29 protein-coding genes are annotated in these 25,250 nt (G+C 64.4%); 17 read left to right on the top strand and 12 right to left on the bottom strand.

Features of this window, described 5'->3' with window-relative positions:
* Positions 1 to 84: 84 nt before the first annotated feature.
* From A3840_RS12095 to A3840_RS20040, 4 genes are all read right to left on the bottom strand, one after another.
* Positions 85 to 1,293: a CmpA/NrtA family ABC transporter substrate-binding protein gene (locus A3840_RS12095; protein ID WP_067456899.1), complete on the bottom strand. Its 1,209-nt coding sequence runs from the start codon at positions 1,291 to 1,293 to the stop codon at positions 85 to 87.
* Positions 1,294 to 1,301: 8 nt separating this feature from the next.
* Positions 1,302 to 1,892, bottom strand: coding sequence for an ANTAR domain-containing response regulator (locus tag A3840_RS12100; protein WP_067456902.1), 591 nt, complete (start codon positions 1,890 to 1,892; stop codon positions 1,302 to 1,304).
* Between the two features lie 269 nt (positions 1,893 to 2,161).
* A complete protein-coding gene (locus tag A3840_RS20035; RefSeq protein WP_245676606.1) occupies positions 2,162 to 2,557 on the bottom strand; it encodes an NAD-dependent epimerase/dehydratase family protein in 396 nt (131 codons plus the stop codon).
* Between the two features lie 36 nt (positions 2,558 to 2,593).
* On the bottom strand, positions 2,594 to 3,022 hold the full coding sequence (locus A3840_RS20040; protein ID WP_245676607.1) for an NAD-dependent epimerase/dehydratase family protein: 429 nt from the start codon (positions 3,020 to 3,022) through the stop codon (positions 2,594 to 2,596).
* 155 nt (positions 3,023 to 3,177) lie between these two features.
* Between A3840_RS20040 and A3840_RS12110 the strand changes: the two genes are divergently transcribed.
* Positions 3,178 to 3,516, top strand: coding sequence for an SH3 domain-containing protein (locus A3840_RS12110; RefSeq protein WP_067456905.1), 339 nt, complete (start codon positions 3,178 to 3,180; stop codon positions 3,514 to 3,516).
* A 92-nt stretch (positions 3,517 to 3,608) separates the two neighbouring features.
* The gene (locus tag A3840_RS12115; RefSeq protein WP_067456908.1) at positions 3,609 to 4,610 is read left to right on the top strand and encodes an asparaginase; all 1,002 of its coding nucleotides are present in this window, start codon (positions 3,609 to 3,611) and stop codon (positions 4,608 to 4,610) included.
* 70 nt (positions 4,611 to 4,680) lie between these two features.
* Here the strand turns inward: A3840_RS12115 and A3840_RS12120 are convergent, their stop codons facing one another.
* From A3840_RS12120 to A3840_RS12130, 3 genes are all read right to left on the bottom strand, one after another.
* A complete protein-coding gene (locus A3840_RS12120; RefSeq protein ID WP_067456911.1) occupies positions 4,681 to 5,373 on the bottom strand; it encodes an RES family NAD+ phosphorylase in 693 nt (230 codons plus the stop codon).
* Positions 5,373 to 5,780, bottom strand: a complete 408-nt coding sequence (locus A3840_RS12125; RefSeq protein ID WP_067456913.1) for an MbcA/ParS/Xre antitoxin family protein — start codon at positions 5,778 to 5,780, stop codon at positions 5,373 to 5,375. The genes A3840_RS12120 and A3840_RS12125 overlap by 1 nt, the downstream gene beginning before the upstream one ends.
* A 96-nt stretch (positions 5,781 to 5,876) precedes the next feature.
* Positions 5,877 to 7,163: a TIGR03808 family TAT-translocated repetitive protein gene (locus A3840_RS12130; protein WP_067457039.1), complete on the bottom strand. Its 1,287-nt coding sequence runs from the start codon at positions 7,161 to 7,163 to the stop codon at positions 5,877 to 5,879.
* A gap of 126 nt (positions 7,164 to 7,289) precedes the next feature.
* Here A3840_RS12130 and A3840_RS12135 point away from each other — a divergent pair, with 126 nt between their 5' ends.
* Together A3840_RS12135 and A3840_RS12140 are read left to right on the top strand one after the other, a co-directional pair.
* Positions 7,290 to 8,798: a helicase HerA-like domain-containing protein gene (locus tag A3840_RS12135; RefSeq protein WP_067456916.1), complete on the top strand. Its 1,509-nt coding sequence runs from the start codon at positions 7,290 to 7,292 to the stop codon at positions 8,796 to 8,798.
* An 8-nt stretch (positions 8,799 to 8,806) separates the two neighbouring features.
* Positions 8,807 to 9,349: a hypothetical protein gene (locus tag A3840_RS12140; RefSeq protein WP_131798309.1), complete on the top strand. Its 543-nt coding sequence runs from the start codon at positions 8,807 to 8,809 to the stop codon at positions 9,347 to 9,349.
* 105 nt (positions 9,350 to 9,454) lie between these two features.
* Here A3840_RS12140 and A3840_RS12145 read toward each other — a convergent pair whose 3' ends face one another.
* The 3 genes from A3840_RS12145 to A3840_RS12155 all read right to left on the bottom strand — a co-directional run bounded on the left by A3840_RS12145 (position 9,455) and on the right by A3840_RS12155 (position 13,032).
* On the bottom strand, positions 9,455 to 10,006 hold the full coding sequence (locus A3840_RS12145; protein WP_067456922.1) for a response regulator: 552 nt from the start codon (positions 10,004 to 10,006) through the stop codon (positions 9,455 to 9,457).
* Positions 10,007 to 10,236: 230 nt separating this feature from the next.
* Complete coding sequence (locus tag A3840_RS12150; protein WP_067456925.1) at positions 10,237 to 10,851, bottom strand: superoxide dismutase; 615 nt, start codon at positions 10,849 to 10,851, stop codon at positions 10,237 to 10,239.
* Between the two features lie 99 nt (positions 10,852 to 10,950).
* Complete coding sequence (locus A3840_RS12155; protein ID WP_067456928.1) at positions 10,951 to 13,032, bottom strand: S9 family peptidase; 2,082 nt, start codon at positions 13,030 to 13,032, stop codon at positions 10,951 to 10,953.
* A 214-nt stretch (positions 13,033 to 13,246) separates the two neighbouring features.
* Here A3840_RS12155 and A3840_RS12160 point away from each other — a divergent pair, with 214 nt between their 5' ends.
* The 10 genes from A3840_RS12160 (at position 13,247) to A3840_RS12205 (ending at position 20,726) form a co-directional block, all read left to right on the top strand.
* Entirely contained in the window at positions 13,247 to 15,652 is a 2,406-nt protein-coding gene (locus A3840_RS12160; protein WP_067456931.1) for a putative monovalent cation/H+ antiporter subunit A, read from the top strand.
* Positions 15,649 to 16,074 (top strand): MnhB domain-containing protein, encoded by a 426-nt coding sequence (locus A3840_RS12165; protein WP_067456934.1) that lies wholly within the window; start codon positions 15,649 to 15,651, stop codon positions 16,072 to 16,074. The genes A3840_RS12160 and A3840_RS12165 overlap by 4 nt, the downstream gene beginning before the upstream one ends.
* Complete coding sequence (locus A3840_RS12170; protein ID WP_067456936.1) at positions 16,074 to 16,451, top strand: Na+/H+ antiporter subunit C; 378 nt, start codon at positions 16,074 to 16,076, stop codon at positions 16,449 to 16,451. The genes A3840_RS12165 and A3840_RS12170 overlap by 1 nt, the downstream gene beginning before the upstream one ends.
* Position 16,452: 1 nt before the next feature.
* A complete protein-coding gene (locus tag A3840_RS12175) occupies positions 16,453 to 18,045 on the top strand; it encodes a proton-conducting transporter transmembrane domain-containing protein (protein WP_067456939.1) in 1,593 nt (530 codons plus the stop codon).
* On the top strand, positions 18,042 to 18,521 hold the full coding sequence (locus A3840_RS12180) for a Na+/H+ antiporter subunit E (protein WP_067456942.1): 480 nt from the start codon (positions 18,042 to 18,044) through the stop codon (positions 18,519 to 18,521). Before A3840_RS12175 ends, A3840_RS12180 begins: the two co-directional genes overlap by 4 nt.
* Positions 18,518 to 18,811: an MrpF/PhaF family protein gene (locus A3840_RS12185; protein WP_067456945.1), complete on the top strand. Its 294-nt coding sequence runs from the start codon at positions 18,518 to 18,520 to the stop codon at positions 18,809 to 18,811. The genes A3840_RS12180 and A3840_RS12185 overlap by 4 nt, the downstream gene beginning before the upstream one ends.
* Entirely contained in the window at positions 18,811 to 19,167 is a 357-nt protein-coding gene (gene mnhG / locus A3840_RS12190; protein ID WP_067456948.1) for a monovalent cation/H(+) antiporter subunit G, read from the top strand. The genes A3840_RS12185 and mnhG overlap by 1 nt, the downstream gene beginning before the upstream one ends.
* Before the next feature lie 124 nt (positions 19,168 to 19,291).
* Positions 19,292 to 19,714 (top strand): Ros/MucR family transcriptional regulator, encoded by a 423-nt coding sequence (locus A3840_RS12195; RefSeq protein ID WP_067456951.1) that lies wholly within the window; start codon positions 19,292 to 19,294, stop codon positions 19,712 to 19,714.
* Positions 19,715 to 19,867: 153 nt separating this feature from the next.
* Complete coding sequence (locus tag A3840_RS12200) at positions 19,868 to 20,224, top strand: helix-turn-helix domain-containing protein (protein ID WP_067456954.1); 357 nt, start codon at positions 19,868 to 19,870, stop codon at positions 20,222 to 20,224.
* Positions 20,217 to 20,726, top strand: coding sequence for a DUF6456 domain-containing protein (locus A3840_RS12205; RefSeq protein WP_131798310.1), 510 nt, complete (start codon positions 20,217 to 20,219; stop codon positions 20,724 to 20,726). Before A3840_RS12200 ends, A3840_RS12205 begins: the two co-directional genes overlap by 8 nt.
* Before the next feature lie 3 nt (positions 20,727 to 20,729).
* Here the strand turns inward: A3840_RS12205 and A3840_RS12210 are convergent, their stop codons facing one another.
* Both A3840_RS12210 and A3840_RS12215 read right to left on the bottom strand, forming a co-directional pair.
* Positions 20,730 to 21,158 carry a SufE family protein gene (locus A3840_RS12210; protein WP_067456959.1) on the bottom strand — a complete coding sequence of 143 codons (429 nt, stop codon included), beginning with the start codon at positions 21,156 to 21,158 and terminating at the stop codon, positions 20,730 to 20,732.
* A gap of 168 nt (positions 21,159 to 21,326) precedes the next feature.
* On the bottom strand, positions 21,327 to 21,620 hold the full coding sequence (locus tag A3840_RS12215; protein WP_067456962.1) for a hypothetical protein: 294 nt from the start codon (positions 21,618 to 21,620) through the stop codon (positions 21,327 to 21,329).
* A 390-nt stretch (positions 21,621 to 22,010) separates the two neighbouring features.
* On the opposite strand from A3840_RS12215, the gene A3840_RS12220 reads away from it, so the two are divergent.
* The 3 genes from A3840_RS12220 to A3840_RS12230 are packed head-to-tail and all read left to right on the top strand — an operon-like array spanning position 22,011 to position 25,246.
* The gene (locus A3840_RS12220; protein ID WP_067456965.1) at positions 22,011 to 23,750 is read left to right on the top strand and encodes an ATP-binding protein; all 1,740 of its coding nucleotides are present in this window, start codon (positions 22,011 to 22,013) and stop codon (positions 23,748 to 23,750) included.
* A complete protein-coding gene (locus A3840_RS12225; protein WP_067456968.1) occupies positions 23,747 to 24,901 on the top strand; it encodes a peptidoglycan-binding domain-containing protein in 1,155 nt (384 codons plus the stop codon). The genes A3840_RS12220 and A3840_RS12225 overlap by 4 nt, the downstream gene beginning before the upstream one ends.
* Complete coding sequence (locus A3840_RS12230) at positions 24,902 to 25,246, top strand: DUF1491 family protein (protein WP_131798312.1); 345 nt, start codon at positions 24,902 to 24,904, stop codon at positions 25,244 to 25,246.
* Positions 25,247 to 25,250: the final 4 nt, after the last annotated feature.

The raw sequence follows: 25,250 nt of genomic DNA on the forward strand, positions 1-25,250 counted from the left end.
CAACCCAAAGCCTCGGCATGCCCGACCTCGTGGTTCGACGGGCTCACCATGAGGTCTTCTTCAAGCCAAAAGAAAGGCTTCAGCCTAATCCGCCTTCTGCCCCGCAATATAGGCATCCAGCTTCGCCGGGTCGAAAATCGTGCCGTCGAAGAAGCGATTGGGGCCAAGCATCATTCCGCCATTGCTGGCGGCAATCTCGTGCGCGGCGGGCTGGTCGCCATCCTTGCGATAATCCTCCAGCGGTACCGGAATGCCGAGGGGGCGGAGGGCGGCGCGGTAGAGATCGGGGCGGAAGGTGGCGGCGGCCTTCTCCGCATTGTCGGGGCTGGCTTCGACTTCGCCCCAGCGCACCATCTGGCTGTAATACCAGAGCGCGTGGCTCTTCCATGGGAAATTGGCGGCCCCGTCATGGGGGATGAAGTAATCCGGGACGGAGAGCGTGCGGGCGCCGCTATCGATATGGCCGGCCAGGGCGCGGACCACTATATCGACAGGGAGATTGAGATAGGGCGGGCGGGCCATGATTTCGGCGGCCGGCATGCGGTTTTCAGGTGCCTGGAGCCAGAGGCCGGCACGGTAGATGGCGCGGATGATCGACGCGACGATGTCGGGGTGCCGTCGGGCCCAGTCGCCCCGCATGCCGATCAGCTTGTCGGGGCTCCATTGCCAGATCGAGGCCTTGATCGTGGCGATGCGGGCCTGGTGATGCACGACGCCGACGCTGTTCCATGGCTCACCGACGCAATAGCCGTCGAGCCCGCCCGAGCCGAGCGCCTCGGGCAGCAGTGGCGGCGGCAGAACGACGATCTCCACGTCCCGGTCCGGCCGGATGCCGCTGGCGGCGAGCCAGTAGCGCAATTCGTAATTGTGCGAGGAGGTCTGGTGCACGACGCCGAAGCGCAGTTTTCGCGGTGACGTTCGAACGACCTGCGCCAAGGCCTTGCCGGCCGGGCCGGCGGCCAGGTCGCCCGGCGCGCCTGCATCTTCCATTTTTTGCCACAAGTCGGCGCTGACGGTGATGGCATTATTGCCCAATCCGGCCATGACCGGCGCGATCATCGGCGTGGCGAGCGGGGTAATGCCCAGGCTGGCCGCTAGTGGCATGGGCGCGAGCATGAGGGCAATGTCGAAATGGCCCAGGGCTGCCCGGTCGCGGATATTGGCCCAGGACGTTTCGCGGCTGAGGGCGAGGCCAAGGCCTTCCTTTTCGGCGAAGCCCATTTCATGCGCCAGTACCAGCAGCACGCTGTCGAGCAGGGGCAGGAAACCGGCATTGATCAGCGGGCGTGACATGGCATGTCCTAAGGGTCGAGCAGATTGGCGGCGGTGATCAGGCTCTGGGCGATGTCGATCAGCCGGCGGTTCTGGTTCATGGCGGTGGAGCGCAGCAGGGCATAGGCATCCGACTCGCTGAGCCCGCGGGTCTTCATCAATATGCCTTTGGCCTGCTCGACGATCTTGCGCTCCTCCAGGGCGCTGCGGGCCTGCTCCAGCTCGCGCGTCAGGCGGGAAAAGGCGTTGAAGCGGGAAATGGCCATGTCCAGGATGGGCTTGACACGCTCCTTCTTGAGCCCGTCCACGACATAGGCGGAGACGCCGGCCTCGACCGCCTTTTCGATCATGCCCGTATCGGACCGGTCCACGAACATGGCGATGGGGCGCTGGATGGCGCGGCTGAGGGAAAAGAAATGCTCGAGCGTGTCGCGCTTGGGGTTTTCGAGATCGATGAACACCACATCGGGCATGGTGTCCTGAATGGTCCGTCCGACCTCGTTGACATCATGGATCACCGCGACCCGCGCATGACCCGCCTCGCGCAGCCCCTCCTCGATGATCGAGGCACGGATGCGATTCTCATCGATGATCAGGATCGAAAGGTCCGGGCCGGGCATGGTCCGGTTTTATGCCCTTGCCCGCAAAAGGCGCAAGAGACGAAATTGCACATTTCGTATGCAAAATGTGTGGAGAGGGGATGCTTCCTCTTTGTCGGTCGTTCCCCACATCCCCGACCGTCACCCTCGCGCGCGACGCGAGGGGGCTCGCGATGCAGGTAACGCCCTCGGGTCAAGCCCGAGGGTGACGAACGGTGGGTGGGGGAGCAAGGGCGGCTGTTCGGACCCGATATCCCGCATTCCTCGGAATGGCCCGATGTTCTGTCCCCTCACGCGCCGCCATTGCGCCAGCTATATTGCGGCGAATAGCCCAGCATGCGCTTGGCCTTGTCGATCGAGAGCAGGGTGGAATTGGTGGCGATATTGCCGCGCTGCTCGACTTCGGGGAAAATCTCGGCGAGCAGCGAGATATTGGAACGGTTCATCACCGAATCCGCATTGGCGATGATGAAGGCTTCAAAACCCTTGAAATCGGCCTGGATGGCGCGACGCACCGCCTGGGCGCCGTCGCGGGCATCGATATAGGCCCAAAGGTTCCATTTGCGTCTGGCCGGATCGGCGTCGAAGCCGGGAAAGGCGGCGTAATCCTCCGGATACATGACATTGGAAAAGCGCAGGCCCACCATGCGCAGCCCGGGATCCCAGCGGCAGAATTGCGCGGCCATGGTTTCGTCCAGCAGCTTGCCCAGCGAATAGGCGCTTTAGGGGCGCGGAAAATAGTTCTCGTCCACCGGCACATAGGGCGGCGGATTGTCGAAGGGCAGGCCCAGAACGGTTTCGCTGGAGGCGAAGACCACGTTCTTGATCCCGGCTAGTCGGCAGGCCTCGAAGACATTGTAGCTGGCGCTGACATTGTTGGTGATCGTGCGGGCATTGGCTGCCAGGCCGGGGGCGGGGATGGCAGCCAGATGCACCACGGCATCGAACGGCCCGGGCCTTTCATCCACGCCACCCAGGACGGCGGCGGCGACCTCGCCGAAATTGGCCAGGTCGATGCGCAGGCTCGGGCAGATCGGCTCGGGCAATGCCTGCTGATCGATATTGAGCACCTCATAGCCATGTTCGACCAGATCGCGCAGCACGGCGCGACCGAGCTTGCCGCTGCCACCGGTGACCAGCACCTTCGTCATCTCCGCCTCCTCTATTTGCAGGCAATGAGCCTAAGCGCAGAGGCCCCGGCTGCCAATCCGCCGGATGAACCCAATCTGAACGCCGGTCTCAGGGTGAGTTCAAGACGGGCTTCGTAAGGTGCCTCCAACAGATCGAATTGTCCGGGGGACATGAAATGAACAAGGCTCAGGAAAAAGTTCTCGTCGCCACGCTGTGCGGCCTGGTGCTCACCGCCGCGGCTGCCTTCGCAGTGCAGCCGGCCATGGCCGCGGGCTACCCGGTCGACAATCTGGCGCGGGTGAGCGGCGTGGCCCATTGGGACCAGCTCAATGTGCGCAAGTGGCCGGCCAGCTATTCGCAGCAGGTGGGCGCGTTCGCGCCCGGCGTCCATGTCTGGGTGGAGCGCTGCATCGAGGTCAAGAACAGCTCCGATTGGTGCCTGGTCGACCGCAACAACACCAAGGGTTGGGTGAATTCGCGCTTCCTGACCCCGGTGCATGACTGGGATATCTGATCCCTTCTTCTGGCGCGCCTCCATCTCCCATGCATGTTGACTTTCCGGTTCTGCGCTGGTCCACAGGATCAGCAGGGACCGGAGCTTTTTTCATGCAGGCCAATCCTATTCTCGCCGAAGCCGTTCGCGGCAATTGGGTGGAAAATCGCCATCGCGGCGCGTTCATCATCGCCGATGCCGATGGGCGAGTGATCGCCTCGGGCGGGGATGTCGAGCGGCCGATTTTCCCGCGCTCGGCCATCAAGTCCATGCAGGCTTTGGCGATCTTCGAGCGGCATGCGATGGAAAAGTTCCACCATAGTCCCGAAGAGCTGGCCTTGGCCTGCGCCTCGCACCACGGCGAGGACATGCATGTGCGCAATGTCGCCCATTTCCTCGACCGCATGGGGCTCTCCGTGGCCGATCTTGAATGTGGCGCGCACATGCCCACCAATGGCAAGGCGCGCGAGGCCTTGCGCGCCTCTGGGCAAGGGCCCAGCGCGTTGCACAATAATTGTTCCGGCAAGCATTCGGGCATGCTGAGCGTGGCCCTGGCCATGGGCGTGCCGACCAGCGGCTATGTCGAGCGCGAGCATGACGTGCAGAAGGCCGTCCGCGCCGCCGTCGAACGGGTGATCGGCGAGCCTCTGACCGAGGATCGTTGCGGCACCGATGGCTGTTCCATCCCTACCTGGGCGGCGCCGCTGCGCGCCTGGGCACAGGGCTTCGCGCGCATGGCGACGGGTAGGGATCTTTCGGCAGACGACGCGGCCGGTGCACAAAAACTCTTCGACGCGGCGACCAGCCATCCCCACCTTGTCGCCGGCACTGGGCATCTCGATACGCTGGTCATGGAGGCCTTCAAGGGCCGGGTGATGCAGAAGGGCGGCGCCGAAGGCGTGCAATGCGGCGCCATCCGCGACAAAGGCTGGGGCTACGCCCTCAAATGCGACGACGGCAACATGGCTGCAAGCCACGTCATGATCGCCGCCCTATTGCTGCAATACGCCGACCCCGACGCCGCCCAGCGCGCCGTGCTGGAGCAGTTTGCGCGCCAGCCGACCAAGAATGTGCGGGGCACTGTGGTGGGCGAGTTGCGGGCTATCGGGATTTAAGGGGCGAGCCCCACAACCAGGCTAACATCCCGGCGAAGGCCGGGATTCATCTCCATACCCCGGCCTACGCCTAAAGCCCGAAGATCGCCTGGGTGCCGCAATTGCGGATGCGATCGACGCGGGTGCCGTCCCAGTGGAAGTCGAAATGGTCAGCCTGCACCGGCGCGGGCATGAGGTCGGGCCAGAACAGGGCGGCGCATTCGCCGCCCGGGCAGCGCACGCTGCGATAGAGAATGCCGTTGCTACCCGCCTGGCGCAATTGGCGCGCCAGCGCCTGGGCGGGCGCGTAATCGTCGGGATCGTGGCATTCTTCGAGCGGTCGGGCATCGTGCAGGTCGAGATCGAGCCGGGTCACCAGCATGCGGAATTGCGAGGTCCAGCCGGGCGGCTCATTGGTACCGCGCATGAGCCGGGCATGGTGATGGGCGACTTCGCGGATGGCGACTTCCTCCTTGTCGGCGGCGCTGAACACGCCGTAGGAACCGTCGGTGAAGCGGCCGGGCCGGTCGTGGCTGACATGGACGAAGGGCGCCATGAGATAGCTGGCGCCGGGCCCGCTGACACGCCGCTCCGGCGGCACGAGGTCGAGCCGGCCCAGATGCTCCCAGACGCGCGGATTGGTCTTGGCCTCTGCCGAGGCGAGGGCCTCCCAATCGCTGGGATCGGCAATATCTTCAAAGAGATCGATCGGCGGATAGATAGAGCGGATCAGCCGATAGGCCTTGGGCCAGCGGACCCGGGTGGTGCCGGGCACTGGCGGCATCAGCCGCCCCGCTCCGCATCGAGCCAGGCGCGGACCCGCGCCAGCGAGAAGATGTCGCCCGCCGCCATGATCTCGATCGGGCTCTGCCCGCCGAAAACCGGATTGGGCTTGCCGACCCAGGCATAGCCGCGCTCGGGATCGGTGAAGAGATAGCGCAGGCCCTTGTGAATGCCCATGAGCAGCGACAGGCGCGTGGCCAGATCGCGGTCGATCCGGCCGATCTCGCCGGCCTTCCAGCGGGCATAGGTGCGGGCGGCGAGGCCGCCAAGAATGTCGCGGGCGCGATTATCCGGTACCTGCCAGCGCTCGAACAGGCGAATGACGGCACGCACCATGGCCTGAGCCTCGGCATCGGTGATGCGGGCAATCTCGGGAGCCGCCTGGGTGCGCGGAAGTTCCAGCAACATGAGCAAATCTCCTTTTGGCGTAAAATAGGGGGTATTTGCCAAATGGCAAGATGCGTGTGAGCGCAACTGCGGTTTCAGTCGAATGCGTGAAATGCTCTAATTCATGGTCACATGCGGATAACGATCCGCAACGTCGGCCAGCTCCGGCTCCGCCACATCGGTCCACAGCATGCCGGCAATGGCGTGCTGGCGCGCCTCGATCCTGTTGCTGCCAATGGTCACAGCGCCTACCCCTTCGGCCAGGCTGACGCCGATACCGATATCGCTGCCGATGACGACATTGTCGGATATGAGCACGTTGCGCAGGTAGGGCCCCCAGCCGGCGCCGATGGCCACGCCCGGAACATTCTCGACCACATTGCCGGTAATGGCCGTGTCTGCCTCGGCGAAGATGCCGAGGGGGATCGTGTCGGGATTGACGGTGGAGCGCGGGCTGATATTGCGCACGATATTGCCCGAGCAGACCGCCAGCGCGCCGCCCACGTCCATATTGGTGATGGAAATGCCGGTGGCGGCGCCATCGACGATATTCTGGGCGATGACCGAGCCGGAAAAGCCGAATTCGGAGAAAATCGCCACCTCGCCGGATGTACGGCATTGATTGCCGGTCACCTGGCTGTTGCGCGTCGTGTTGAGCCGCACGGCGGTGAAGGCGCAATCGCTGATGTGATTGTCGGCAACAATGACTTCGTCCGCCAGGTAGACATTGATGCCATTACCGTTCTGGCCATTGCCGCCGGCGCGCCAATCGATGCCGGAAATACGATTATTGACCAGAATGGAGCCGTCCACGCCGGCCTCCGAGCGCCAGATGCGAATGCCGGCATTGCCGCAGGCGTTGATGCGGTTGCCGGCGACGAGCAGGCCCAGGCTGTCGAGCGCATGAATGGCGGCGTCGCCATGGCCGGCGAAATCGCAATCGCGAATGCTTGCCGCCGCGCCGTGAATATCGAGCCCAATGCCCGGATTGTCGCGGAACAGGCAGCGTTCGAGGCTGATGTTCTCGCCGGAGGCGATGCGCAGCAGCGCGTCGGCGCCGCTATTGCCGGCAAAGCCGATATCGCGCAGCGTTACATTGGACTGCCCCTCGATGGCGGCGATTTCCGCGCCGGTGCCGATGAGCCAGGTGGCGCCCGGCACGCCCTCGACCAGCATATTGGCCGGAAATCGCAGGCCCGAAACGCGGAACCGGCCGGGCGGCAAGGCGAGGCGGCCGCTGGCGCCGGCGGCCGCAAGGGCCTCCCGCAGGGCGGCGGATTGGTCGGCATCGCTGGAAGCATCGAGGCTTGCCACCTGCGCCAGCGCCATGCCGGGCAAGGTCAGGGCGAGGCCGAAAAGACCGGCAAGCACGGAGCGGCGATGGAGCGGGACGGCCTTGTTCATGGCGCCATTGTGCCGGTTTTCGACAAAGAGGCGAGGCAAACCCGCGACCTTGGTGAACGGCTTTGCTTGTTCGGCATGGCTGCTGATGGCTATAACGGGACGAGTCTTTTTGTGGCAGGTGGTTTCATGCTCGTTGATGGCAAGATTTTTCTGGGCGTGAGCGATCGGCCCGAATATCTCAATCTCAAATATGGCAATCGCCATGGGCTGATCACCGGCGCCACCGGCACGGGCAAGACGGTGAGCCTGCAGGTGCTGGCCGAGGGCTTTTCAGCCGCAGGCGTGCCGGTCTTCGCCGCCGACATCAAGGGCGACCTGTCCGGCATTTCGCGCATGGGCAAGGCGCAGGGTTGGCAGACCCAGCGGGCCACCGATATCGGTTTCGACGATTACCGCGACGACGTCTATCCCACCATTTTCTGGGACCTGTTCGGCAAGCAGGGGCATCCCGTGCGGGCGACCATCTCGGAAATGGGGCCGGTGCTGCTGAGCCGCATCCTCGACCTCAACGACACCCAGGAAGGCGTGCTCAACATCGCCTTCCGCGTCGCCGACGAGGAAGGGTTGCTCCTGCTCGACCTCAAGGATTTGCGGGCACTGCTGACCGATCTGCAGGAGCGGGCCAAGGAAATTTCCGGGCGCTATGGCAATGTGACGACCGCCTCCATCGGCGCTATCCAGCGGTCGCTGCTGGTGCTGGAACAGCAGGGCGCCGACAATTTCTTCGGCGAACGGGCGCTGGAAATCGCCGACCTGATGCGGGTCGATGCCGATGGGCGCGGCTTCGTCTCAATCCTCGCGGCCGACCAGTTGATGCAGTCGCCCCGGCTCTATTCGACCTTCCTGCTCTGGCTGCTTTCGGAATTGTTCGAAGAACTGCCAGAGGTGGGCGATCCCGAAAAGCCGAAACTGGTCTTCTTCTTCGATGAAGCCCATTTGCTGTTTGATGGCGCCCCCAAGGCCCTGGTGGACAAGGTCGAGCAGGTGGTGAAACTCATTCGCTCCAAGGGCGTAGGCGTCTATTTCGTCACCCAGAACCCGGTCGACATTCCCGAAAGCGTCCTGGCGCAGCTCGCCAATCGCGTGCAGCATGCCTTGCGGGCCTACACGCCGCGCGAACAGAAGGCGGTGAAGGTCGCCGCCGATACGTTCCGGCCCAATCCGGCCTTTTCGACGGCGGAGGCAATCACCCAGCTCGGCATCGGCGAGGCACTGGTCTCGGTGCTGGAAGACAAGGGCGTGCCCTCCATGGTCGGCCGCACCTTCATCCGCCCGCCTTCGGCGCAGGTGGGGCCGATCAGCCCGGCCGAGCGCGAAGCGTCCATCACCAGTTCGCCGGTCGGCGGGCTCTATGACACGGTGATCGACCGGGAATCGGCCTACGAAATCCTGCAGAAGCGGGCGAGGGACAAGCAGGTCGAGGATGAGCGGGCCCTGCTGGAGGCCGAAAGCCGCGCCGAAGCCGAACGGTTGGCCAAGGAGCGCGAAAAGGCCGAAAAAGCCGCCGCGCCGCGCCGCAGTACAAGACAGACCCCGGTTGAGGCGGCCACGACCTCCTTTGCCCGCACTATTGCCAATACGCTGGGGCGTGAACTGGTGCGCGGCATTCTCGGTGGCATCAGGGGGCGCCGCTGATGGGCGCCATGGCGCAGACTAGCCCGGTCGTTGCGATCTTCGCATCCGACAAGGGGCCGGGCGATCCTGAACGCGCCAGCCTTATGGGCGAGGTGGGGCGCGTCTTTGCGCGCAAAGGCGCGCGGATCCTGTGCCTGGCCGAAGGTGGCGTCATCCCGGTGCCGCTGATCACGGCGGCCCGTACGGCCGGGGGCGCGGTGGAAGTGCTCGCCGATACCGGCATCGTGCTGCCGCCCGCCCTGGCTTCAGTGCCGATCACGGTTCTGCCCGATCATGCCGAGCGGCTGGCTTATCTGGCCGCAACGGCCGCGGTCCTGGTCGGCCTGCCGGGCTCCCTGGCTTCCGCCACTGCTCTGTTCCAGACCTGGGCGAACGGCACGCAATTGCCGGTGGTGATGCTGAACCGGCACCGCGCCTTCGAGGCGATACGCGGCTTTGCGGCCGACGTCCTCGCCCCCGCCGTGCCGGGCCATGACCGCAAAATCCAGTTCGCCGACAATGCCGACGACTTGTGGAACAAGATCGTCTGGGTCGGCGAACAGCGGCGGTAGTGCGTTTCACACCTGCAAAGAGATAGCAGCAGACCTCATCCCGAGCCTGTCCAAGGGCGAGGCGTGGCACTCAGCTTCGCGTGCCCGTCCTCGTGGTTAGACCGCCTACGCCAAGGGCTCCAATTCCGGGCGCTGGGCGCGGCGGTCGGGGAATAGGGGCACGACATTGTCGGTGAAGCGGCGGCCGGCATTGGGTTGCGGTCTGGACTGCGGCAGGCGGGCGCGACGGTCGGGGCCGCGATAGCCGGCGCCGAGCGCGCCGACGACGCTGCGATTGATCAGCCGGGCCTGGACGCGCTGCAACAGGTGGCGCGGCGACATCGGCTTGACCACCACCTCGTCTATACCGGCGCTGATAGCCTGCTGGCGCATGGGCGGCGTGATGGCCCGGGCCAGGGCGATCACCGGCAGGTCGCGCGAGAGGAAGGAGGGATCGAGCCGGATCGCTTCGACCATTTCATAGGCCGGGCGGCCCTCGCGGTCGAAATCCACCACCAGCAGGTCGAGCGGCGCGAGGCGCATATAGGCGAAGAGTTCGGCCTCGCTTTCGAACGGCCGCACGCGCAGCCGTGAATCACCGGCGACCACCATCGTGAGGACGGCAGTAAGGGCCGGATTGGCGGCCAGGATGGCAATTTTCTTGCCGGCTGCGGTCACGACGATTCCTCAAGTGGTAAAGGCTTCGTTAACATGACCGAACGGGCGAATGAAGCGGGGAGTTCCGCTTCTCAAAAGACTTTCTGGAGAGGGTAAATCGGGATCGGGAGAGTTCCCGATGTGGCATCGCCTTACGGAATACCCGCGAATAGGGCCACCGTGTTCAGGGCAGGGGCGGCCGCCAAAAGGCCCCGATGGCCGGAGCCACCGGGGCGGAAGTCAGGTCCGGATCAGGCCGTGGCTTCCTCGAACATCTTTTCCACGTGTTCCCAGTTCACGAGGTTATCGAACCAGGCTTCGAGGTATTTCGGGCGGGCATTGCGGTAGTCGATATAATAGGAATGCTCCCACACATCGACGCCCAGAAGCGGGTGGCCGCCATGGACCAGCGGCGATTCGCCGTTGGCGGTCTTGGTGACTTCGAGCTTGCCCGCCTTGTGGTTGAACGACAGCCAGGCCCAGCCCGACCCGAACTGGGTGGTGCCGGCATTGATGAAATCGGCGCGGAACTTGTCGAAGCCGCCCAGGTCCTCGTCGACCTTGGCTGCGAGCTTGCCCGGCAGGGACTTGCCGCCGCCATTGGGCTTCATCCAGTTCCAGAAATGCACATGGTTGTAATGCTGGCCGGCATTGTTGAAGAGGCCAGCATTCTTGCCGAAGCTTTCCTTGACGATGTCCTCGAGCGGCAGGATTTCCAGCCCCGAGCCTTCCAGCAGCTTTTCGCCATTGGTGACATAGGCCTGGTGGTGCTTGTCGTGGTGGAATTCGAGCGTTTCGGCCGACATGTAGGGCGCGAGCGCATCATAGGCGTAAGGCAGCTCGGGCAGGGTGAATTTGGTGGTCATTTTAGCCTCCGTTCGGGGAAAGATCTGACGCTGGAAGAACCGGCTGATGATGCGCCTTTATAGGCGCACGCCAATGGCGCAACAATGTCGCCGAAGGAACTAAAGGTCCAATCCCGCAGACTTTATTGCAAAGGCATAGCACTGCGCGGTTTCCTTCAGGCGATCGAACCGACCCGAGGCCCCGGCATGACCGGCGCCCATGTTGGTCTTGAGGTATAATGGGGCGTCCCCGGTCTTGGTTGCCCGCAGTTTGGCCACCCATTTGGCCGGCTCCCAATAGGTGACGCGCGGATCGGTCAGCCCGGCCAGCGCGAAGATCGGGGGATAAGCCTGGGCGCTCACCGCCTCATAGGGCGCGTAAGCGGCGATCCGACTGTAATCCTCGGCGGAAAGGATCGGGTTCCCCCATTCGGGCCATTCGGGCGGGGTGAGGGGCAGGGTGTCGTCGAGCATGGTGTTGAGTACGTCCACGAACGGCACCTGGGCGATGATGCCGCCCCAGAGCTCGGGACGCATATTGGCGATCGCGCCCATCAGCATGCCGCCGGCCGAGCCGCCCTGGGCGATGATCCTGCCCTGCCGGGTATAGCCCTTTTCAATCAGCATTTCGGCTGCCGCGATGAAGTCGGTGAAAGTATTGGCCTTGTGCGCGCCGCGCCCCAGCCGATACCAGCGATAGCCCTTTTCCATGCCGCCGCGAATATGGGCAGTGGCGTGGACGAAACCGCGATCGACCAGCGAAAGCACGGAGACCGAAAAGGCGGCAGGCATGGACATGCCGTAGGCGCCATAGCCGTAGAGCAGGGTGGGATTGGTGCCGTCGAGCACGAGACCCTTGCGATAAAGCAGGGTGACGGGCACCTGCTCGCCATCGGGCGCGGTGGCGAACAGCCGTCGGGTCTCGTAATCGGCCGGATTGTGCCCCGAGGGCACTTCCTGCGTCTTGAGCAGACTGCGCGCCCCGGTCTCGAGGTCGATGTCGAAGACCTGGCTGGGCGTGGTCGGCGATGAATAGGTGAGTCGGAAGACCGATGTGTCGAACTCGTAGCCGGTCGACATGGACAGCGAATAGGCCTCCTCCCCGAAACGAACGACTTCCTCCCTGCCATTGCGCAGGTCGCGGGCGACGATGCGGGGCAGGCCGTCTTCCCGCTCCAGGCGCAGCAGATGGTTCTTGAGCAGGGCGATGTCGAGAATCAGAACCCCTTCGCGATGGGGCACCAGATCGGTCCAGTTCTCCGCGGCCGGGGCCTCGGCCGAGACGGTGACGATCTTGTAATCCTCGGCGCCATCGGCATTGGTGCGGATATAGAGCAGTCCGTCGCGCTCATCGATTTCATATTCGCGATCGGTGAGGCGCGGCGCGACGAGGCGCGGTTCGCCGCCGTTTTCGGCATCGATCAGCCAGATTTCGCTGGTCTGGTGGTCGTGGGCGTCGATGACGATGAACCGGTCGGACAGCGTCTTGCCGACACCGACGAAAAAGCCGGGATCCTTTTCCTCGTAGATGACGGGATCGGCCGCCTGCGCCGTCCCCAGGTCGTGCCGGCGGATGCGGAAGGGGCGGTGATTGTCGTCATATTCGGTATAGTAGATCGAGCGGCTGTCGTTGGACCAGACATAGGAGCCGGCGGTCTCGCGGATCACCTCCGCGCTGTCTTTGCCGGTGGCAATGTCGCGCAGCACGATGTCGTAATATTCAGAGCCCGCCCGGTCGGCCGCCCAGGCGAGAATGCGGTGCGAAGGATCGTGGCCCGCCCCCGCAAAGCCGAAATAGCCATCCCCCGCCTCGATATTGCAATCGAGCAGCACCGTTTCGGCACCGCCCTCGCGCGGCGTCCGCACGATCTGCGGATATTGCTTGCCCTCGAGCATGCGCGAATTATAGGCCCACGCCCCGTCAGGCGAGGGTACGCCGCTATCGTCTTCCTTGATGCGACCGCGAATTTCGCGGTAGATCTTGTCCTGCAATGCCGCCGTCTTCTGGCCGAATTCGGCCTCGTAATAGGCGTTCTCGGCATCGAGATAAGCGCGGATTTCCGGATCGAGCGCCTCCGGCTTCTGCATTACCTCCTGCCAATTGTCGGCCCGCAGCCAGGCATAGGGATCGTCGCGGTGGATATCGTGATGCGTGTGCGAATGGGCAACGCGCTTGGCCACGGGGGGCTGGGCCTGGATCATGCTGTCTCCACAGGATGGGGCGCGGCCGGAGCCGCGAGAAGGGCTGGACAGGACATAGGCCGCGTGACCGCGCTTTGCCAGTCCGGAATCAGTTGAAAACCAGTCCCGGCAGGGACGAAACAGGACCGATTTTGCTTGTCCCGCCCCCCTCAATCGGTAAGGTCGCAGCCCGAAAGCTGGCGGAATCGCAATTGGGGGAGAGGAATTGGCAGGTTTGTGGCCAGCCTCTGAAACGGGCATCGTCTTTGTCGCCATCGCGCCCTTCGTGGCCGCCATTCTGGCGCCGTTCTTGTTTCGAATCGCTGGCCGTTTCACCGGCTGGCTGCTGGCGCTGGTTCCGGCCGCGATCTTCCTGTTCCTGCTCGGCTTTGCCGAAACGGTGATTGGCGGCGGCACCATCGCGATGTCGATGAACTGGATCCCCGCCTATGACATCAATCTCAGCTTCTTCATCGATGGGTTGAGCCTGGTTTTCGCGCTGACCATTTCCGGCATTGGCGCGCTGATCATCCTCTATTCCGGCGCCTATCTGGCGGGGCACAAGCATCAGGGACGGTTTCTCGGCTTCATGCTCGCCTTCATGGGTGCGATGCTGGGGCTGGTTCTGGCCGATAGCCTCCTGGCCTTGTTCCTGTTCTGGGAACTGACCTCTGTTACATCCTTCCTGCTGATCGGGTTCGATCATGCCCGCCAGGCGGCGCGGCGCGGCGCCATCCAGGCCCTGGTCATCACCAATATCGGCGGCATGTGTCTGCTGGCCGGCGCGATCCTGGTGCAGCAGCTTTCCGGCTCGTGGGAGATGAGCGCTCTGCGCGGCATGGGCGACCTGCTGCGCGACCATGCCCTTTACGGGCTGGTGCTCTTCTGCTTCCTCGGCGCCGCCTTCACCAAATCGGCGCAGTTTCCGCTGCATTTCTGGCTGCCCAATGCGATGGAGGCGCCGACGCCTGTATCGGCCTTCCTGCATTCGGCCACCATGGTGCAGGCCGGCGTCTATCTCCTGGCCCGCATGAGCCCGGTCCTGGGGGGTACGGAGGCCTGGACGTCCATATTGGTGATCTTCGGCGGACTGACCCTGATCTGGGGCGCGCTGGGAGCGCTCAAGCAGACCGATCTCAAGCAAATCCTGGCGCAGACCACGATTGCCTCGCTCGGCCTGCTCGTGCTGCTGATCGGGCTGGGCAGTACCTATTCCATCGCCGCAGCCATCGTCTATTTCGTCGCCCATGCCTTCTATAAGGCCGGCCTGTTCATGGTCGCGGGCGCCGTGGACCACGAAACCGGGACGCGGGAGATCACCGGCCTCGGCGGCCTGGCGGAAAAAATGCCCGCCACCTTCATCGCCGCGGCCATGGCGGCGCTTTCCATGGTCGGACTGCCGCTGACGATCGGCTATTTCGCCAAGGAGGAAATGTACCTGGGTCTCATGAACGGGGACTGGACGAGCCTTGTCGTCATCGTCGTGCTGATCGCCGGCAATGCCATGCTGGCTGGCGTCGCCCTGATCGTGGCCATCCGCCCCTTCCTCGGTACCCTGGTGCCGACGCCGCGGACGCCGCATGAGGCCCCGCTCGCCATGCTGGCGGGGCCGGTCCTGGTGGGCGCGGCAGGACTCGTCGCGGGCGTGTTGCCGGATTGGCTGGGGCATGACGTGCTGGTGCCGGCGGCCTCCGCCATCCTGCAGCGGCCGGTCGAGAGCCATTTGACGCTGGCGCTGGATGTCACCGGCCTCCTGCTCTGGCTTTCCGTCCTGACCTGGGCGCTCGGCGTTCTCGTCTACCGGCAGGCCGACACGATCCGCACATTGCTGCGCCGCTTCGACGCTTGGCTGGGCTGGACGGCGGATAACGTGTTCGATGCTTGCATGTTCGGCCTGATCCGCTTTTCGGGCGCCGTCACGCGGGCGCTGCACCACGGCAAGCTGGAACTCTACCTGGTCCTGGTTTTCCTGACCCTGGCCGTGGCGCTTTTCGGGCCCATGCTGGCCTGGGGCGGGCTGGACTGGATGGTACCGAAGGCCGATTTGGGCGACTGGTCGCAGCGCCTCGTCCTGCCGGCGCTGCAACCCTATGAATGGGGCGTCATCGTCATGGCCATTGCCGGCCTGCTCGCCGTCCTCGCGGCGCCGACCCGGCTCATCGCCATTCTCTCCATGGGCGTGCAGGGCACCGCCCTGGCGCTTATCTTTTTGCTGTTCGGCGCGCCGGACCTGGCCTTTACCCAGCTCATGGTGGAAGTGCTCTCGGTGGTCATCCTGACCTTCCTCATGACCCGGTTGCGGCTCGATGACCGCGATCCCCGGCCCTTCGAGGATTGGGCACGCGACGGCACGCTGGCCATCGTCTGCGGCGTCGGGGTGAGCCTCCTGCTGATGCTGGTGCTCAACGGCACTCTCGATACGCGCCTCTCCGACCTGTTCACGGCCACCAGCGTGCCCATCGCGCATGGCCACAACATCGTCAACGTCATCCTCGTCGATTATCGCGGCTTCGATACGCTGGGTGAAATCTCGGTGGTCATGGGCGCGGGCATGGCCATCCTGGCTCTGCTGCGCCGGCAGCGCAAAAAGGCGACCGAGAAGCCCGCGCCTCGGCGGCGGACGCGAAAGGCCGGCGCATGAACACGGTAATCTTCCGCACCCTCGCGCCGATGATCGTGGCGATCATGCTGGTCTTTTCGGTCTATGTGTGCTTGCGCGGCCATAACGAGCCGGGCGGGGGCTTTATCGGCGGGCTGATTGCGGCGGCCGCCATCGGCGTCTTCGGCATGGCCTCGGGCGTAGCGACGGTGCGCAAGGCGCTCCGGGTCGATCCAATGGCCATTGCCGGATTCGGCGTGGTGATGGCGGGCGCATCGGGGCTGATGAGCCTCTTCATCGATGCGCCCTTCATGACCTCGATCTGGCTCTATCTCGATATCGGCGAAAGCGTGGTGCCGCTGTCCACACCCCTCTTTTTCGATCTGGGCGTCTATTGCGTCGTCTTCGGCACCTTGTCGGCAATCGCGCTGTCGCTGGAAAGCGACCGCGAGGAGGACATCTGATGGACTATATTCTCGCGGCGCTGGTCGGTCTCTTCATCGCGCTGGGCATTTATCTGCTGCTGTCGCGCTCGGTGATCCGCATGCTGATCGGGATGACCATTTTCGGCAATGGCGTCAATCTGCTGATCTTCACCGCCGGCCGCGTGACGCGGGAAATCGCGCCCATCATCCCGCCGGGTCTCGACGCGCCGGAAGGCCCCATTGCCAATCCGCTGCCGCAGGCGTTGATCCTCACCGCCATCGTCATCGGCTTTTCCATGTTCAGCTTCCTGCTGGTGCTGGCCTTCCGCGCCTATCAGAGCCTGGATGCCGACAATACCGACAATATGCGCCTGGCCGAGCCGGAACGCGCGCCCCAGCCGCCGCTGAGCTATTGATATGGAGGCCACACTGCCACAGGCCATGATCGAAACGGCCACGCCTCTCGCCGATTGGGTCGTCGTACTGCCCATCGTGCTGGCCCTGATCGGCGCTGCCGGCCTGCTCATGGTGCGGCGCAGCACCAGGATGCCGCTGGTCGGCGCGGTGCTCGTCGTCCTGGGCATTATTGCCTGCGAGATCGTCCTGCTGCTCGCCGTGTTGGAGAACGGCCCGGTCAGCATGACCATGGGCAGGTGGCTGCCACCCTTCGGCATCAGCCTCACCGCCGACATTTTCGGCGCGAGCTTCGCGCTGGCCGCCAGCGTGGTGACGCTGTTCATCCTGCTCTACGCCGAGATCGACCGCGCCGGCGCCGATGGCAGGGATGCCTTCCACGCCATAGTGCTGCTGCTCCTGGCGGGGGTGACGGGCGCCTTCCTGACCGGCGACCTCTTCAATCTCTATGTCTGGTTCGAGGTGACGCTCATCGCCTCCTTCGGGCTGATCGTGCAGGGCGGCCGGCCCGCCCAGCTCGATGGCGCGGTGAAATACGGCTTCCTCAATTTCCTGGCGACCACGCTTTTCCTTCTGTCGCTCGGCCTGCTCTATGGCCTGCTCGGTACGCTGAACATGGCCGATATCATGCGCGTGGCCCCGCTCGCCAATCCCGCGGCCATGGCGGGTGTCGCGGCGCTGCTGCTGCTGGCCTTCGGCATGAAGGCGGCGGCCTTTCCGCTCAATGCCTGGCTGCCGGCCGCCTATCATACGCCGCCCGCCGCGATCTCGGCCCTGTTCGCGGGATTGCTGACCAAGGTGGGCGCCTATGCGCTGCTGCGGGCCCTCGTCGCCTTGCTGCCGGCCAGCCGCGATCTCCTCGAGCCCGTTCTGGCCCTGCTCGCCATCACCACGCTGTTGCTGGCGCCGCTGGGCGCCATTGCCGAGACCAATCTGCGCCGTGCCATAGGCTTCATCGTCATTGGCGGCATCGGCGCGGTCATGGTGGGGCTGGCCGTGCCGACCGCGGACGGTATCGCCGGCTCGGGCCTCTATATCCTGCACGCCATCCTGACCATGTCGGCGCTTTACATGGTGGCGGGGCTGGTCGAAAAGCGGACCGGCAGCACCGATACGCGGCAGATGGGCGGGCTCTATGCCGCCAGCGCGCCGCTGTCCGTTCTGTTCATCCTGCTGGTCCTGGCCAGCGCGGGAGTGCCACCCTTCCTCGGTTTCTGGCCCAAATTGCTGTTGCTCGAGGCCGGGCTGGCCGAGGGCGTAACAGGTCCGGCGGCAGGCTGGATCGGCTCGGCCCTGACGCTCGCGCTGCTCGTCAACGCCGTCCTGACCCTGATTGCCGGCACCCGGCTCTGGGCGCATATCTTCTGGCGCGAGGGACCCGAGGGTGAAGGCTCCGAACATGTCCGCCAGCCCTTGGCGCCATTGGACCGGCGGGGCAGGCTGGGCTTCGGTGCGGTCGCCGCGCTGACTGCCGGTATCGTCATGGCCGGATTGTGGCCGGCGCCATTGCTCGACGGCGCCCGGACAGGAGCGCAGGATGTGGCTGATCCGGCCCGCTACGTGGCCGCCACCGGTCTGGCGGAGGACACGCCATGAACGCCGCCTTTCTCGTCGTCATCCTCGCGCTGCTCTGGGCCGGTACCACCGGCTCATTCTCGGGGCTGAACCTGCTGTTCGGCGGGGTGATTGGCGGTGTCGCGGTATTGCTGCTGCGCCAGTCGCTCGCCAATTCTGTGCATCTGCGCCGGGCCCGGCAGGCCCTCTCGCTCCTGGGACTGTTCCTCTATGAATTGATGGCGAGCGCGGTGCGGGTGGCACTGGTCGTGCTGCGGCCGGATATGAACAAGGTCATCCAGCCGGCCATCGTCGCGGTGCCGCTCAGCGCCAAATCGGACGTCCAGATCACCATGCTGGCCAATCTGATCACGCTGACACCGGGCACGCTCAGCGTCGATCTCTCTCCGGATCGGTCGGTGCTCTATGTGCATGCGCTGACCATGGGCGACCGCGACGCGATGATCGCCGACATCAAGAACGGCTTCGAGAAGAAGGTTCTGGAGGTGTTCGAATGAGTGCAGAGCTTTTCATCGATTGGGTGAGCCTGGCCTCCTTGGTACTGCTTGCGCTGGCGCTGCTGCTCTCGCTGGCCCGGATCATCATCGGGCCGACGCTGTCCGACCGCGTGCTGGCCCTGGACCTGCTGACCGTGGTGGCCATGGGCTTTATCGGCGCCATCGCGGTGCGCACCGGGCTGACGCTCTATCTCGACATAGCCATCGCCCTGGCCCTGCTGGGCTTCCTGGCGACTGTGGCCCTGGCCCGCTATATCCTGCTGCGGGCCCAGCGCGGGGAGAACGCCTGATGCTGCACAGCCTCGCTCTCTATGTCGGCGGAATCGTGCTGCTGGCCGGATCGCTCTTCGTCCTGATGGCCGCCATCGGCGTCTTGCGCCTGCCCGACCTCTATACACGCATGCATGCGGCCTCCAAAGCAGGGGCGGTCGGCGGCGGGCTGATTCTTCTGGCGGTGGCGGTGCTGGGACAGGATGCCGCAATCGCCGTACGGGCCGTGATTGGTATTGTGTTTCTGCTGCTGACCACGCCGCTATCGGCACATCTTCTGGCGCGCGCCAGTTATCTTGCGGGTTACAAGCCCGGAAGTGAAACTGTTGCCGACGACATTGCGATAAATGCAGAACAAAATTCTGCCAATAAATAACGATAGCCCATTTTTCGGATGATCAGTATCGGCTTGCATGTGGCTATAAACGGCCATAGTAAACGAGGCGTGCGGAAGCTGCCCCCTGCTTCTGTCATCAAGAAAAATTTGGAAGGTTGAAAAAATGAACGACGATACCGGCGCGTTCGTAAATGCTGAGGCCGATCTGGTCGAACTCAGCACTGAAATAGTCTCTGCCTATGTCAGCCACAACGCTGTCAGTCCCGGTGATCTGCCCCGGTTGATTGCCGATGTGCATAGCGCGCTGCGCGGCCTCAAGAACAACGAAACGCCCGCGCCGGTGGAAGAGCTGAAGCCCGCCGTGCCCATCCGCAAGTCGATCGCGCCCGACTACATCATCTGCCTGGAAGACGGGAAGAAGTTCAAGTCGCTCAAGCGTCACCTGCGCACCCATTACAACCTCTCGCCGGAAGAATATCGCGAGAAGTGGGGCCTGCCGGCCGATTACCCGATGGTGGCCCCGAGCTATTCGGCGACCCGTTCCAAGCTGGCCAAGGATAATGGCCTGGGCCGCAAGGCCGGCTGAACCGCCTGAAAACCAGCGTCGAGACCATGAAGGCCGCCCCACAGGGCGGCCTTATTTTTTACGGCCTCTGAAAATCGACAGCAACTTATCCCCGGGTGGGTGGCCTTCGCACAGATTGTAGGAATATAGTCCTATTCTGATCGGAGTCCCGCCATGGATATCGGTTTTGTCTCGGCATCTTCCACAAGGCTTGCCAGGCGCCGCGCTGCGCCGGCCCAGCGTGTGGCCCATCTTGTCGCCAGCACCAAGAATATCCAAAAATCCCTGCTGTTCAACAATTCCCGTTGCCACGCCGATGTGGCACTGGCCCGGCAACTCGCCATGTATCTCACCCATGTCATCCTGCAGCAGAGCTTCACCGCCATCGGGCTGGCCTTCGGGCGGGATAGGACAACAGTCTCCTACGCCTGTGGGCTCATCGAGGATATGCGCGACGATCCTCATTTCGACGCGGAAGTCTGCCATCTCGAAGCCTTGCTCGAGCGGGCGGAGGCGCTTCACCATGAGTGAAGCGGCAATGCAGAAGGGTGAAATCGCCCCTGAGGCGGTGATGCGCTTGGCCGTGGGGGGCGGGGGCGAGCGGTTTCTTGCGGCGCATCACGTGGAGGCGGCGCGGCGGCTGGCGCGTCTGTTCGACCGGGCCCGCATGATGCAACGGGTGACCATGTCCTACGATCCGGCGCGCGCCGGCGGCGGACGAGACCGGCCCCGGCAGGGCGATCTCGCCGACAGCGCCATCCAGGCGCGGCGCGTGCTCGATGGGCTGGCGCGCCGGATGCCGCGCGACTGCTGGAACATGCTCACCGATGTCTGCGGCTTCGACAAAGGGCTTCAGCAGATCGAAACGGAACGCAATTGGCCGCGCCGCAGCGCCAAGCTGGTGCTGCGCATCGGGCTGGACCAGCTGACATCCATCATGGGGCTGGGCGAAAAAGCCGAGGGCAGGGCGGCCAGCGCGACGCGCAACTGGCTGCCCGAGCGGCCGCCCATGTTCGCCGAGCCGACCGAATAAGGTTCAGCTCAGCGCGGCGCGGGCTTCGTTGCGGATGCGGTTGACCATGGCCACCAGGCCGTTGGAGCGTTGCGTGGTCAGATGTTCCCGCAGGCCCAGTTCATCGAAGAGCGCGATGGCGTCGGTGTCGGCGATCTCGCGGGCGGGGCGGTCCGAATAAAGCGCCAGCAGCACAGCGACCAGGCCCTGCACGATCATGGCATCGCTTTCGCCCCGGAATTTGAGGCCCGGCGCACCCTGGATCGTTTCCGGCTCCGCGACGAGCCAGACCTGGGAGACGCAGCCATTCACCTTGTTTTCGGCCGCGCGCTCGGTCTCGGCGAGCTTGGGCAGCGCCTGGCCGAGTTCGATCAGATAACGGTAGCGATCCTCCCAATCGTCGAGAAAGGCGAGGTTGTCGGCAATATCCTGGAAGGGCTGCGGCTGGGTCATTGGCCCTATCTAGGCCATGAAGGAGCGCTTTGCCAGAGCCCCGATCGGCAAAAGAAAGCCGCAAGCACAGGGCGGTGCTTGCGGCAGGAGCCAGGGGCCTATGGAGTAGCGTCGCTTGGGGAAGTGACGACCCCCGGAGTATGAATTGGCGCCGGAACGGCGCTGTGGCTAGCCTGCGCGATCCGGCCGAGGTCGGGGGAGAGGAACCGGATTATCCGCCGCAAGCATTTGCATGGGATGGACGGCGGGCAGGCTAGACTGGAGGGCGGCGCTGACCACGGCCTTGCCGCCGATGCAGGTGAGATTGTCGCATTCGATGGCGTCGATCTGCTGCGCGACAAACTGGCTGCCGCGCGCCATGGCCTCGGAGGAGAGGGCGGCGGCACTTTCCTGCACATCCATACCCGGTCGGATGACCAGGAACGCGATTGTCAGCCAGAATGCGGAGCGCAAGAGAAACATCGTCCACCCAATGAGCGGGCCATTCCCGCCTGTTGTCCTCAACCTAGCGGGCGACGTTTAAACCCTGCTGCGACATTTCGATAAAATTTGAAACAAATGCGACGCAGCTTTCCGGGCCTGTGCAACCCCTTGTTTACGCTAACTTTCGAAAGCCCGCAGAACGGGCCGCCCCAAGGCGCCGGCTTAAACCTGTCTTAGATGTTGGCGCGCGAACGTGCCTGCATGACCCGGATGAATTCGGGCGGGCGGCTCGGGGAAGGGCTGCGCCAGGAGCAGAAGCTCCGCAAAAAGGCGTCGTTATAGTGAGTTTAGTGGATGCGTAGCCTCAAGGTGTTCGGAGCCAGCAAGGGGAACGACCCGGCGTCTGTCGGGGTCGGGAACCGTCCTGAAATGCTGCGCCGCAAGACCATCGCCAATAATGCGCGTCTGCTGATCGCCCTGGCGGGCCTTGCGCTGCTGCCTTCCATGTACATGCTCATGACCGGTGCGGCTCTGCCCTTCATTCTGGCATGCCTGCTGCTGGCCGGTGGCATGATCAGCCTTTCCATGCATCAGCGCGGGTTCTTCGGCAGCGCCACCGCCGGACAGGTTGCCACGCTGATTGCCGCCGGCCTGGTCCTGACGATAACCGATCCGCATTTTGGTGATGCCGGCATGGCCGTGGCGCTGATGGGCCCGGTGCTGGCGGCATTGATCGCCAAGCCGGCGCAGCGGCGGGCAAGCTGGATCGGCCTCGCCGCCATCCTGACGCTGGGCGCGATTGCCAGCATCGTCGGCATGGCCCCGGTGCCGATGGCGGAACCGTCGATGCTTTTCGCGTCGGCGTTCGGCTTCCTGGCCGCCTTTGCCATCGTGGCGCATAGCGCGCATCGAATCAGCGCGGCATATGAGGTTCATGACAAGGCCCAGCTCAGCGCTTACCGGCACCTGGTCGAACATGTGCAGGACGCCGTGCTGCGCTTCAGCGCCGATGGTGCGATTCTGCTGGCCTCGCGCTCGTCCGAAGCCTTGTTCGGTTGCCCCCGCTATCATTTATCGGGCGGGAACCTGAGCGGCCGGCTGCACGTGCTGGACCGGCCCGCCTTCATGACGGCCTTTGCCGATGCCAATAAGGGCGGCCGCAGCCGGACCATCGAAATCCGCATGCGCCAGGACAATCCGCATGCTGCCACCAGCGTGCCGCGCTTCGTCTGGGTCGAGATGCAGCTCTCCCCGATCCTGGACGAAATCGCGCCGGACGGACGTTATGAAGTGATCGCGCTGCTGCGCGACATTACCGGCCGCAAGGATGCCGAGACCGCCATGGCCGAAGCACGGCGCGCGGCCGAGGAAGCCTCGCAGGCCAAGTCCCGCTTCCTGGCCACGATCGGCCACGAATTGCGCACCCCGCTCAATGCGGTTGTCGGCTTTTCGGAGATGATGACCAGCGGCATCGGCGGGGAATTGTCGCCAACGCAGAAGGAATATGCGGGCCTCATCCACCAGAGCGGCAAGCATCTGCTGGAAGTGGTCAGCATGCTTTTGGATATGTCGCGCATCGAAGCGGGCAAGTTCGATGTGCTGGCGGCCCCGATGGCGCCGGGCGAAATCGTGCCCTCGTGCCTCGCCATGGTGGAAACCATGGCGGCGGAGCGCCAGGTCGAACTCGTCGCGGAGGTCGAGGCCGATCTGCCCCTCCTGACCGCTGACGAACGGCTTTGCCGGCAAATCCTGATCAACCTGCTCTCCAACGCCATCAAGTTCAGCCATGAAGGCGGACTGGTGAGTGTGGCGATCAAGCGCCAGGGACAGTCGATCAATCTGTCGGTCCGCGACCAGGGCATCGGCATGGCGCCGGCGGCTTTGGCCCGAATCGGCGAACCCTTCTTCCAGGTGCAGGAAGGCCTGGCCCGCAAATATGAAGGGACGGGGCTCGGTCTTTCCATCGTCAAGGGTCTGGTGGAGCTGCATGGCGGCACTTTGCGGGCGATGTCGGAGATTGGAGCGGGGACAACCATCACTGTTCTGCTGCCTATAAACGGTCCAGCAACCAAAGCCGGCGAAACTGCCGACATCGTTCACCTGCACCGAGAGCCTCTGGCCAGCGCCAATCCTCCTTCATGGCAAAACGAAAAAAGAAAAGCGCAATGAATGCTGCGACCCTCTCCCAGCCGCTGCTGATGGCCAGCGGCGCCCTGCTTGGCTCGATCGGCCGGGCGGGCCAATGGACCTTATCGCGCTATATGCGAGCGCCGCTCGCCTCCACGGGGCTGCTCGCCCTGGTGACATTGACGGCCCTGGCGGGCAGCAATGCCCTGTATTTCCAGACGACCGAGCATCCCTCGCCCTTTTTCGCCCCGGCCGCCAACAGCATCGCCGCGCTGCCCACGCCGGTCGTCGAAAGGCCCGAGATGGCCTTGCCGGAGATTCCGGCGCCGCAGACGGCCATCGCCCCCGCCGTGGTCGAGGAGACCACGGGCAGCGTTGCCACCAACGTGGTGGTGCCCGACGCGCCGGTGGGCAATGCGCAGATGTTTGCCGTCCAGAAGAAGCTGTTCGAGCTCAATCTCTTCAATGGCACGATCGACGGCTATTACGGCCCCAAGACCGCCGAGGCGATTCGGGCCTTCGAGCAGCGCAATGGCATGACGCCGACCGGCAGCACCAATGCCGCTGTGATGGAGGCCATCCTGGCATCCGATTCGACGGGTCGCGTCGCCCAGCCGCCGGCGGCTAGGCAACCGGCGGCGCAGCCGCAACCGCAGGCGGTCGTGACCGCGCCCGCGCCCCAACCGCAGCCAGCGCCGGTGCAGACGGCCTCGAGCGCACCGCAGCAGGACCAGGTGGTGGCGCGCCTGCCGGCATTGTCGCCCGCCGAGCAGGCCTTCGACAGCGTGGCCCAATCGGCCGCCAATACTATCGATTCCATCATTGCCGCCGTGGACACGCGAGCGCCGTCGCCGGCTCCCGCCATGGCCAATCCGCCAGTTCCGGCATCGAACCTGACCGCGAGCACCCAGCCCATGCCGGCGCCGGTTGCCGAGATCGCTCCGGCCCCGCAGCCGGCCGCCACCAATGTGCGGGCCGCGCGGACACCGCCGGCCAATGACACTGAACTGGTGACGCAAATCCAACGCGGCCTGGCCAGCCTCGGCTTTTTCCATGCGCCGGTGGACGGCAAGCCGGGACCGGAAACGGCCAGGGCCATTCGCGAGTTCGAGAGCTTCCACCGCTACAGGATGACCGGGCAGGTGCAGCCGGATCTGGTGGATCTCCTGCTCAAGGCCGGCGCGACGATCTAAGTGTCCAGCTTGCGCAGCGATCTGTGGTGCATGGCCTTCGTGCGGCGCCACAACGATCTGGGCCATATGTGCGTCGTTGCCCGGCGCGGCGACCCCATTGCCGGCCAGGTCTTTATCGAGGTCGACCATCTGGACGGCACGCGCTCGCTCTATACGCCCGCGCCAATGGTGAGCCGGGGGGAGGGCGCAGGGCTGGTGTTCCAGCGCCGTTTCGACCATGCCGAACCGGAAAAAATCCGCGAGCGGATCGCGCGGGAAGTGGAGTTCGATCCCGATCTCTGGGTGCTGAGCCTCGATAGCCGCGACGGCGATCTCGGTATCGACCTGGTCAGGGATAGTCAGTGAAAAA

Origin of the sequence: Devosia elaeis (genome assembly GCF_001650025.1) — a bacterium.
Classification (GTDB): Bacteria; Pseudomonadota; Alphaproteobacteria; order Rhizobiales; family Devosiaceae; genus Devosia; species Devosia elaeis.

Bases quoted from the DNA above. Each gene is read 5' to 3' on its own strand.
- A3840_RS12095 (WP_067456899.1), bottom strand. From the start codon at position 1,293: ATGTCACGCCCGCTGATCAATGCCGGTTTCCTGCCCCTGCTCGACAGC.
- A3840_RS12100 (WP_067456902.1), bottom strand. From the start codon at position 1,892: ATGCCCGGCCCGGACCTTTCGATCCTGATCATCGATGAGAATCGCATC.
- A3840_RS20035 (WP_245676606.1), bottom strand. From the start codon at position 2,557: ATGGCCGCGCAATTCTGCCGCTGGGATCCCGGGCTGCGCATGGTGGGC.
- A3840_RS20040 (WP_245676607.1), bottom strand. From the start codon at position 3,022: ATGACGAAGGTGCTGGTCACCGGTGGCAGCGGCAAGCTCGGTCGCGCC.
- A3840_RS12110 (WP_067456905.1), top strand. From the start codon at position 3,178: ATGAACAAGGCTCAGGAAAAAGTTCTCGTCGCCACGCTGTGCGGCCTG.
- A3840_RS12115 (WP_067456908.1), top strand. From the start codon at position 3,609: ATGCAGGCCAATCCTATTCTCGCCGAAGCCGTTCGCGGCAATTGGGTG.
- A3840_RS12120 (WP_067456911.1), bottom strand. From the start codon at position 5,373: ATGCCGCCAGTGCCCGGCACCACCCGGGTCCGCTGGCCCAAGGCCTAT.
- A3840_RS12125 (WP_067456913.1), bottom strand. From the start codon at position 5,780: ATGTTGCTGGAACTTCCGCGCACCCAGGCGGCTCCCGAGATTGCCCGC.
- A3840_RS12130 (WP_067457039.1), bottom strand. From the start codon at position 7,163: ATGAACAAGGCCGTCCCGCTCCATCGCCGCTCCGTGCTTGCCGGTCTT.
- A3840_RS12135 (WP_067456916.1), top strand. From the start codon at position 7,290: ATGCTCGTTGATGGCAAGATTTTTCTGGGCGTGAGCGATCGGCCCGAA.
- A3840_RS12140 (WP_131798309.1), top strand. From the start codon at position 8,807: ATGGCGCAGACTAGCCCGGTCGTTGCGATCTTCGCATCCGACAAGGGG.
- A3840_RS12150 (WP_067456925.1), bottom strand. From the start codon at position 10,851: ATGACCACCAAATTCACCCTGCCCGAGCTGCCTTACGCCTATGATGCG.
- A3840_RS12155 (WP_067456928.1), bottom strand. From the start codon at position 13,032: ATGATCCAGGCCCAGCCCCCCGTGGCCAAGCGCGTTGCCCATTCGCAC.
- A3840_RS12165 (WP_067456934.1), top strand. From the start codon at position 15,649: ATGAACACGGTAATCTTCCGCACCCTCGCGCCGATGATCGTGGCGATC.
- A3840_RS12170 (WP_067456936.1), top strand. From the start codon at position 16,074: ATGGACTATATTCTCGCGGCGCTGGTCGGTCTCTTCATCGCGCTGGGC.
- A3840_RS12175 (WP_067456939.1), top strand. From the start codon at position 16,453: ATGGAGGCCACACTGCCACAGGCCATGATCGAAACGGCCACGCCTCTC.
- A3840_RS12180 (WP_067456942.1), top strand. From the start codon at position 18,042: ATGAACGCCGCCTTTCTCGTCGTCATCCTCGCGCTGCTCTGGGCCGGT.
- A3840_RS12185 (WP_067456945.1), top strand. From the start codon at position 18,518: ATGAGTGCAGAGCTTTTCATCGATTGGGTGAGCCTGGCCTCCTTGGTA.
- mnhG (WP_067456948.1), top strand. From the start codon at position 18,811: ATGCTGCACAGCCTCGCTCTCTATGTCGGCGGAATCGTGCTGCTGGCC.
- A3840_RS12195 (WP_067456951.1), top strand. From the start codon at position 19,292: ATGAACGACGATACCGGCGCGTTCGTAAATGCTGAGGCCGATCTGGTC.
- A3840_RS12200 (WP_067456954.1), top strand. From the start codon at position 19,868: ATGGATATCGGTTTTGTCTCGGCATCTTCCACAAGGCTTGCCAGGCGC.
- A3840_RS12205 (WP_131798310.1), top strand. From the start codon at position 20,217: ATGAGTGAAGCGGCAATGCAGAAGGGTGAAATCGCCCCTGAGGCGGTG.
- A3840_RS12210 (WP_067456959.1), bottom strand. From the start codon at position 21,158: ATGACCCAGCCGCAGCCCTTCCAGGATATTGCCGACAACCTCGCCTTT.
- A3840_RS12215 (WP_067456962.1), bottom strand. From the start codon at position 21,620: ATGTTTCTCTTGCGCTCCGCATTCTGGCTGACAATCGCGTTCCTGGTC.
- A3840_RS12220 (WP_067456965.1), top strand. From the start codon at position 22,011: ATGCTGCGCCGCAAGACCATCGCCAATAATGCGCGTCTGCTGATCGCC.
- A3840_RS12225 (WP_067456968.1), top strand. From the start codon at position 23,747: ATGAATGCTGCGACCCTCTCCCAGCCGCTGCTGATGGCCAGCGGCGCC.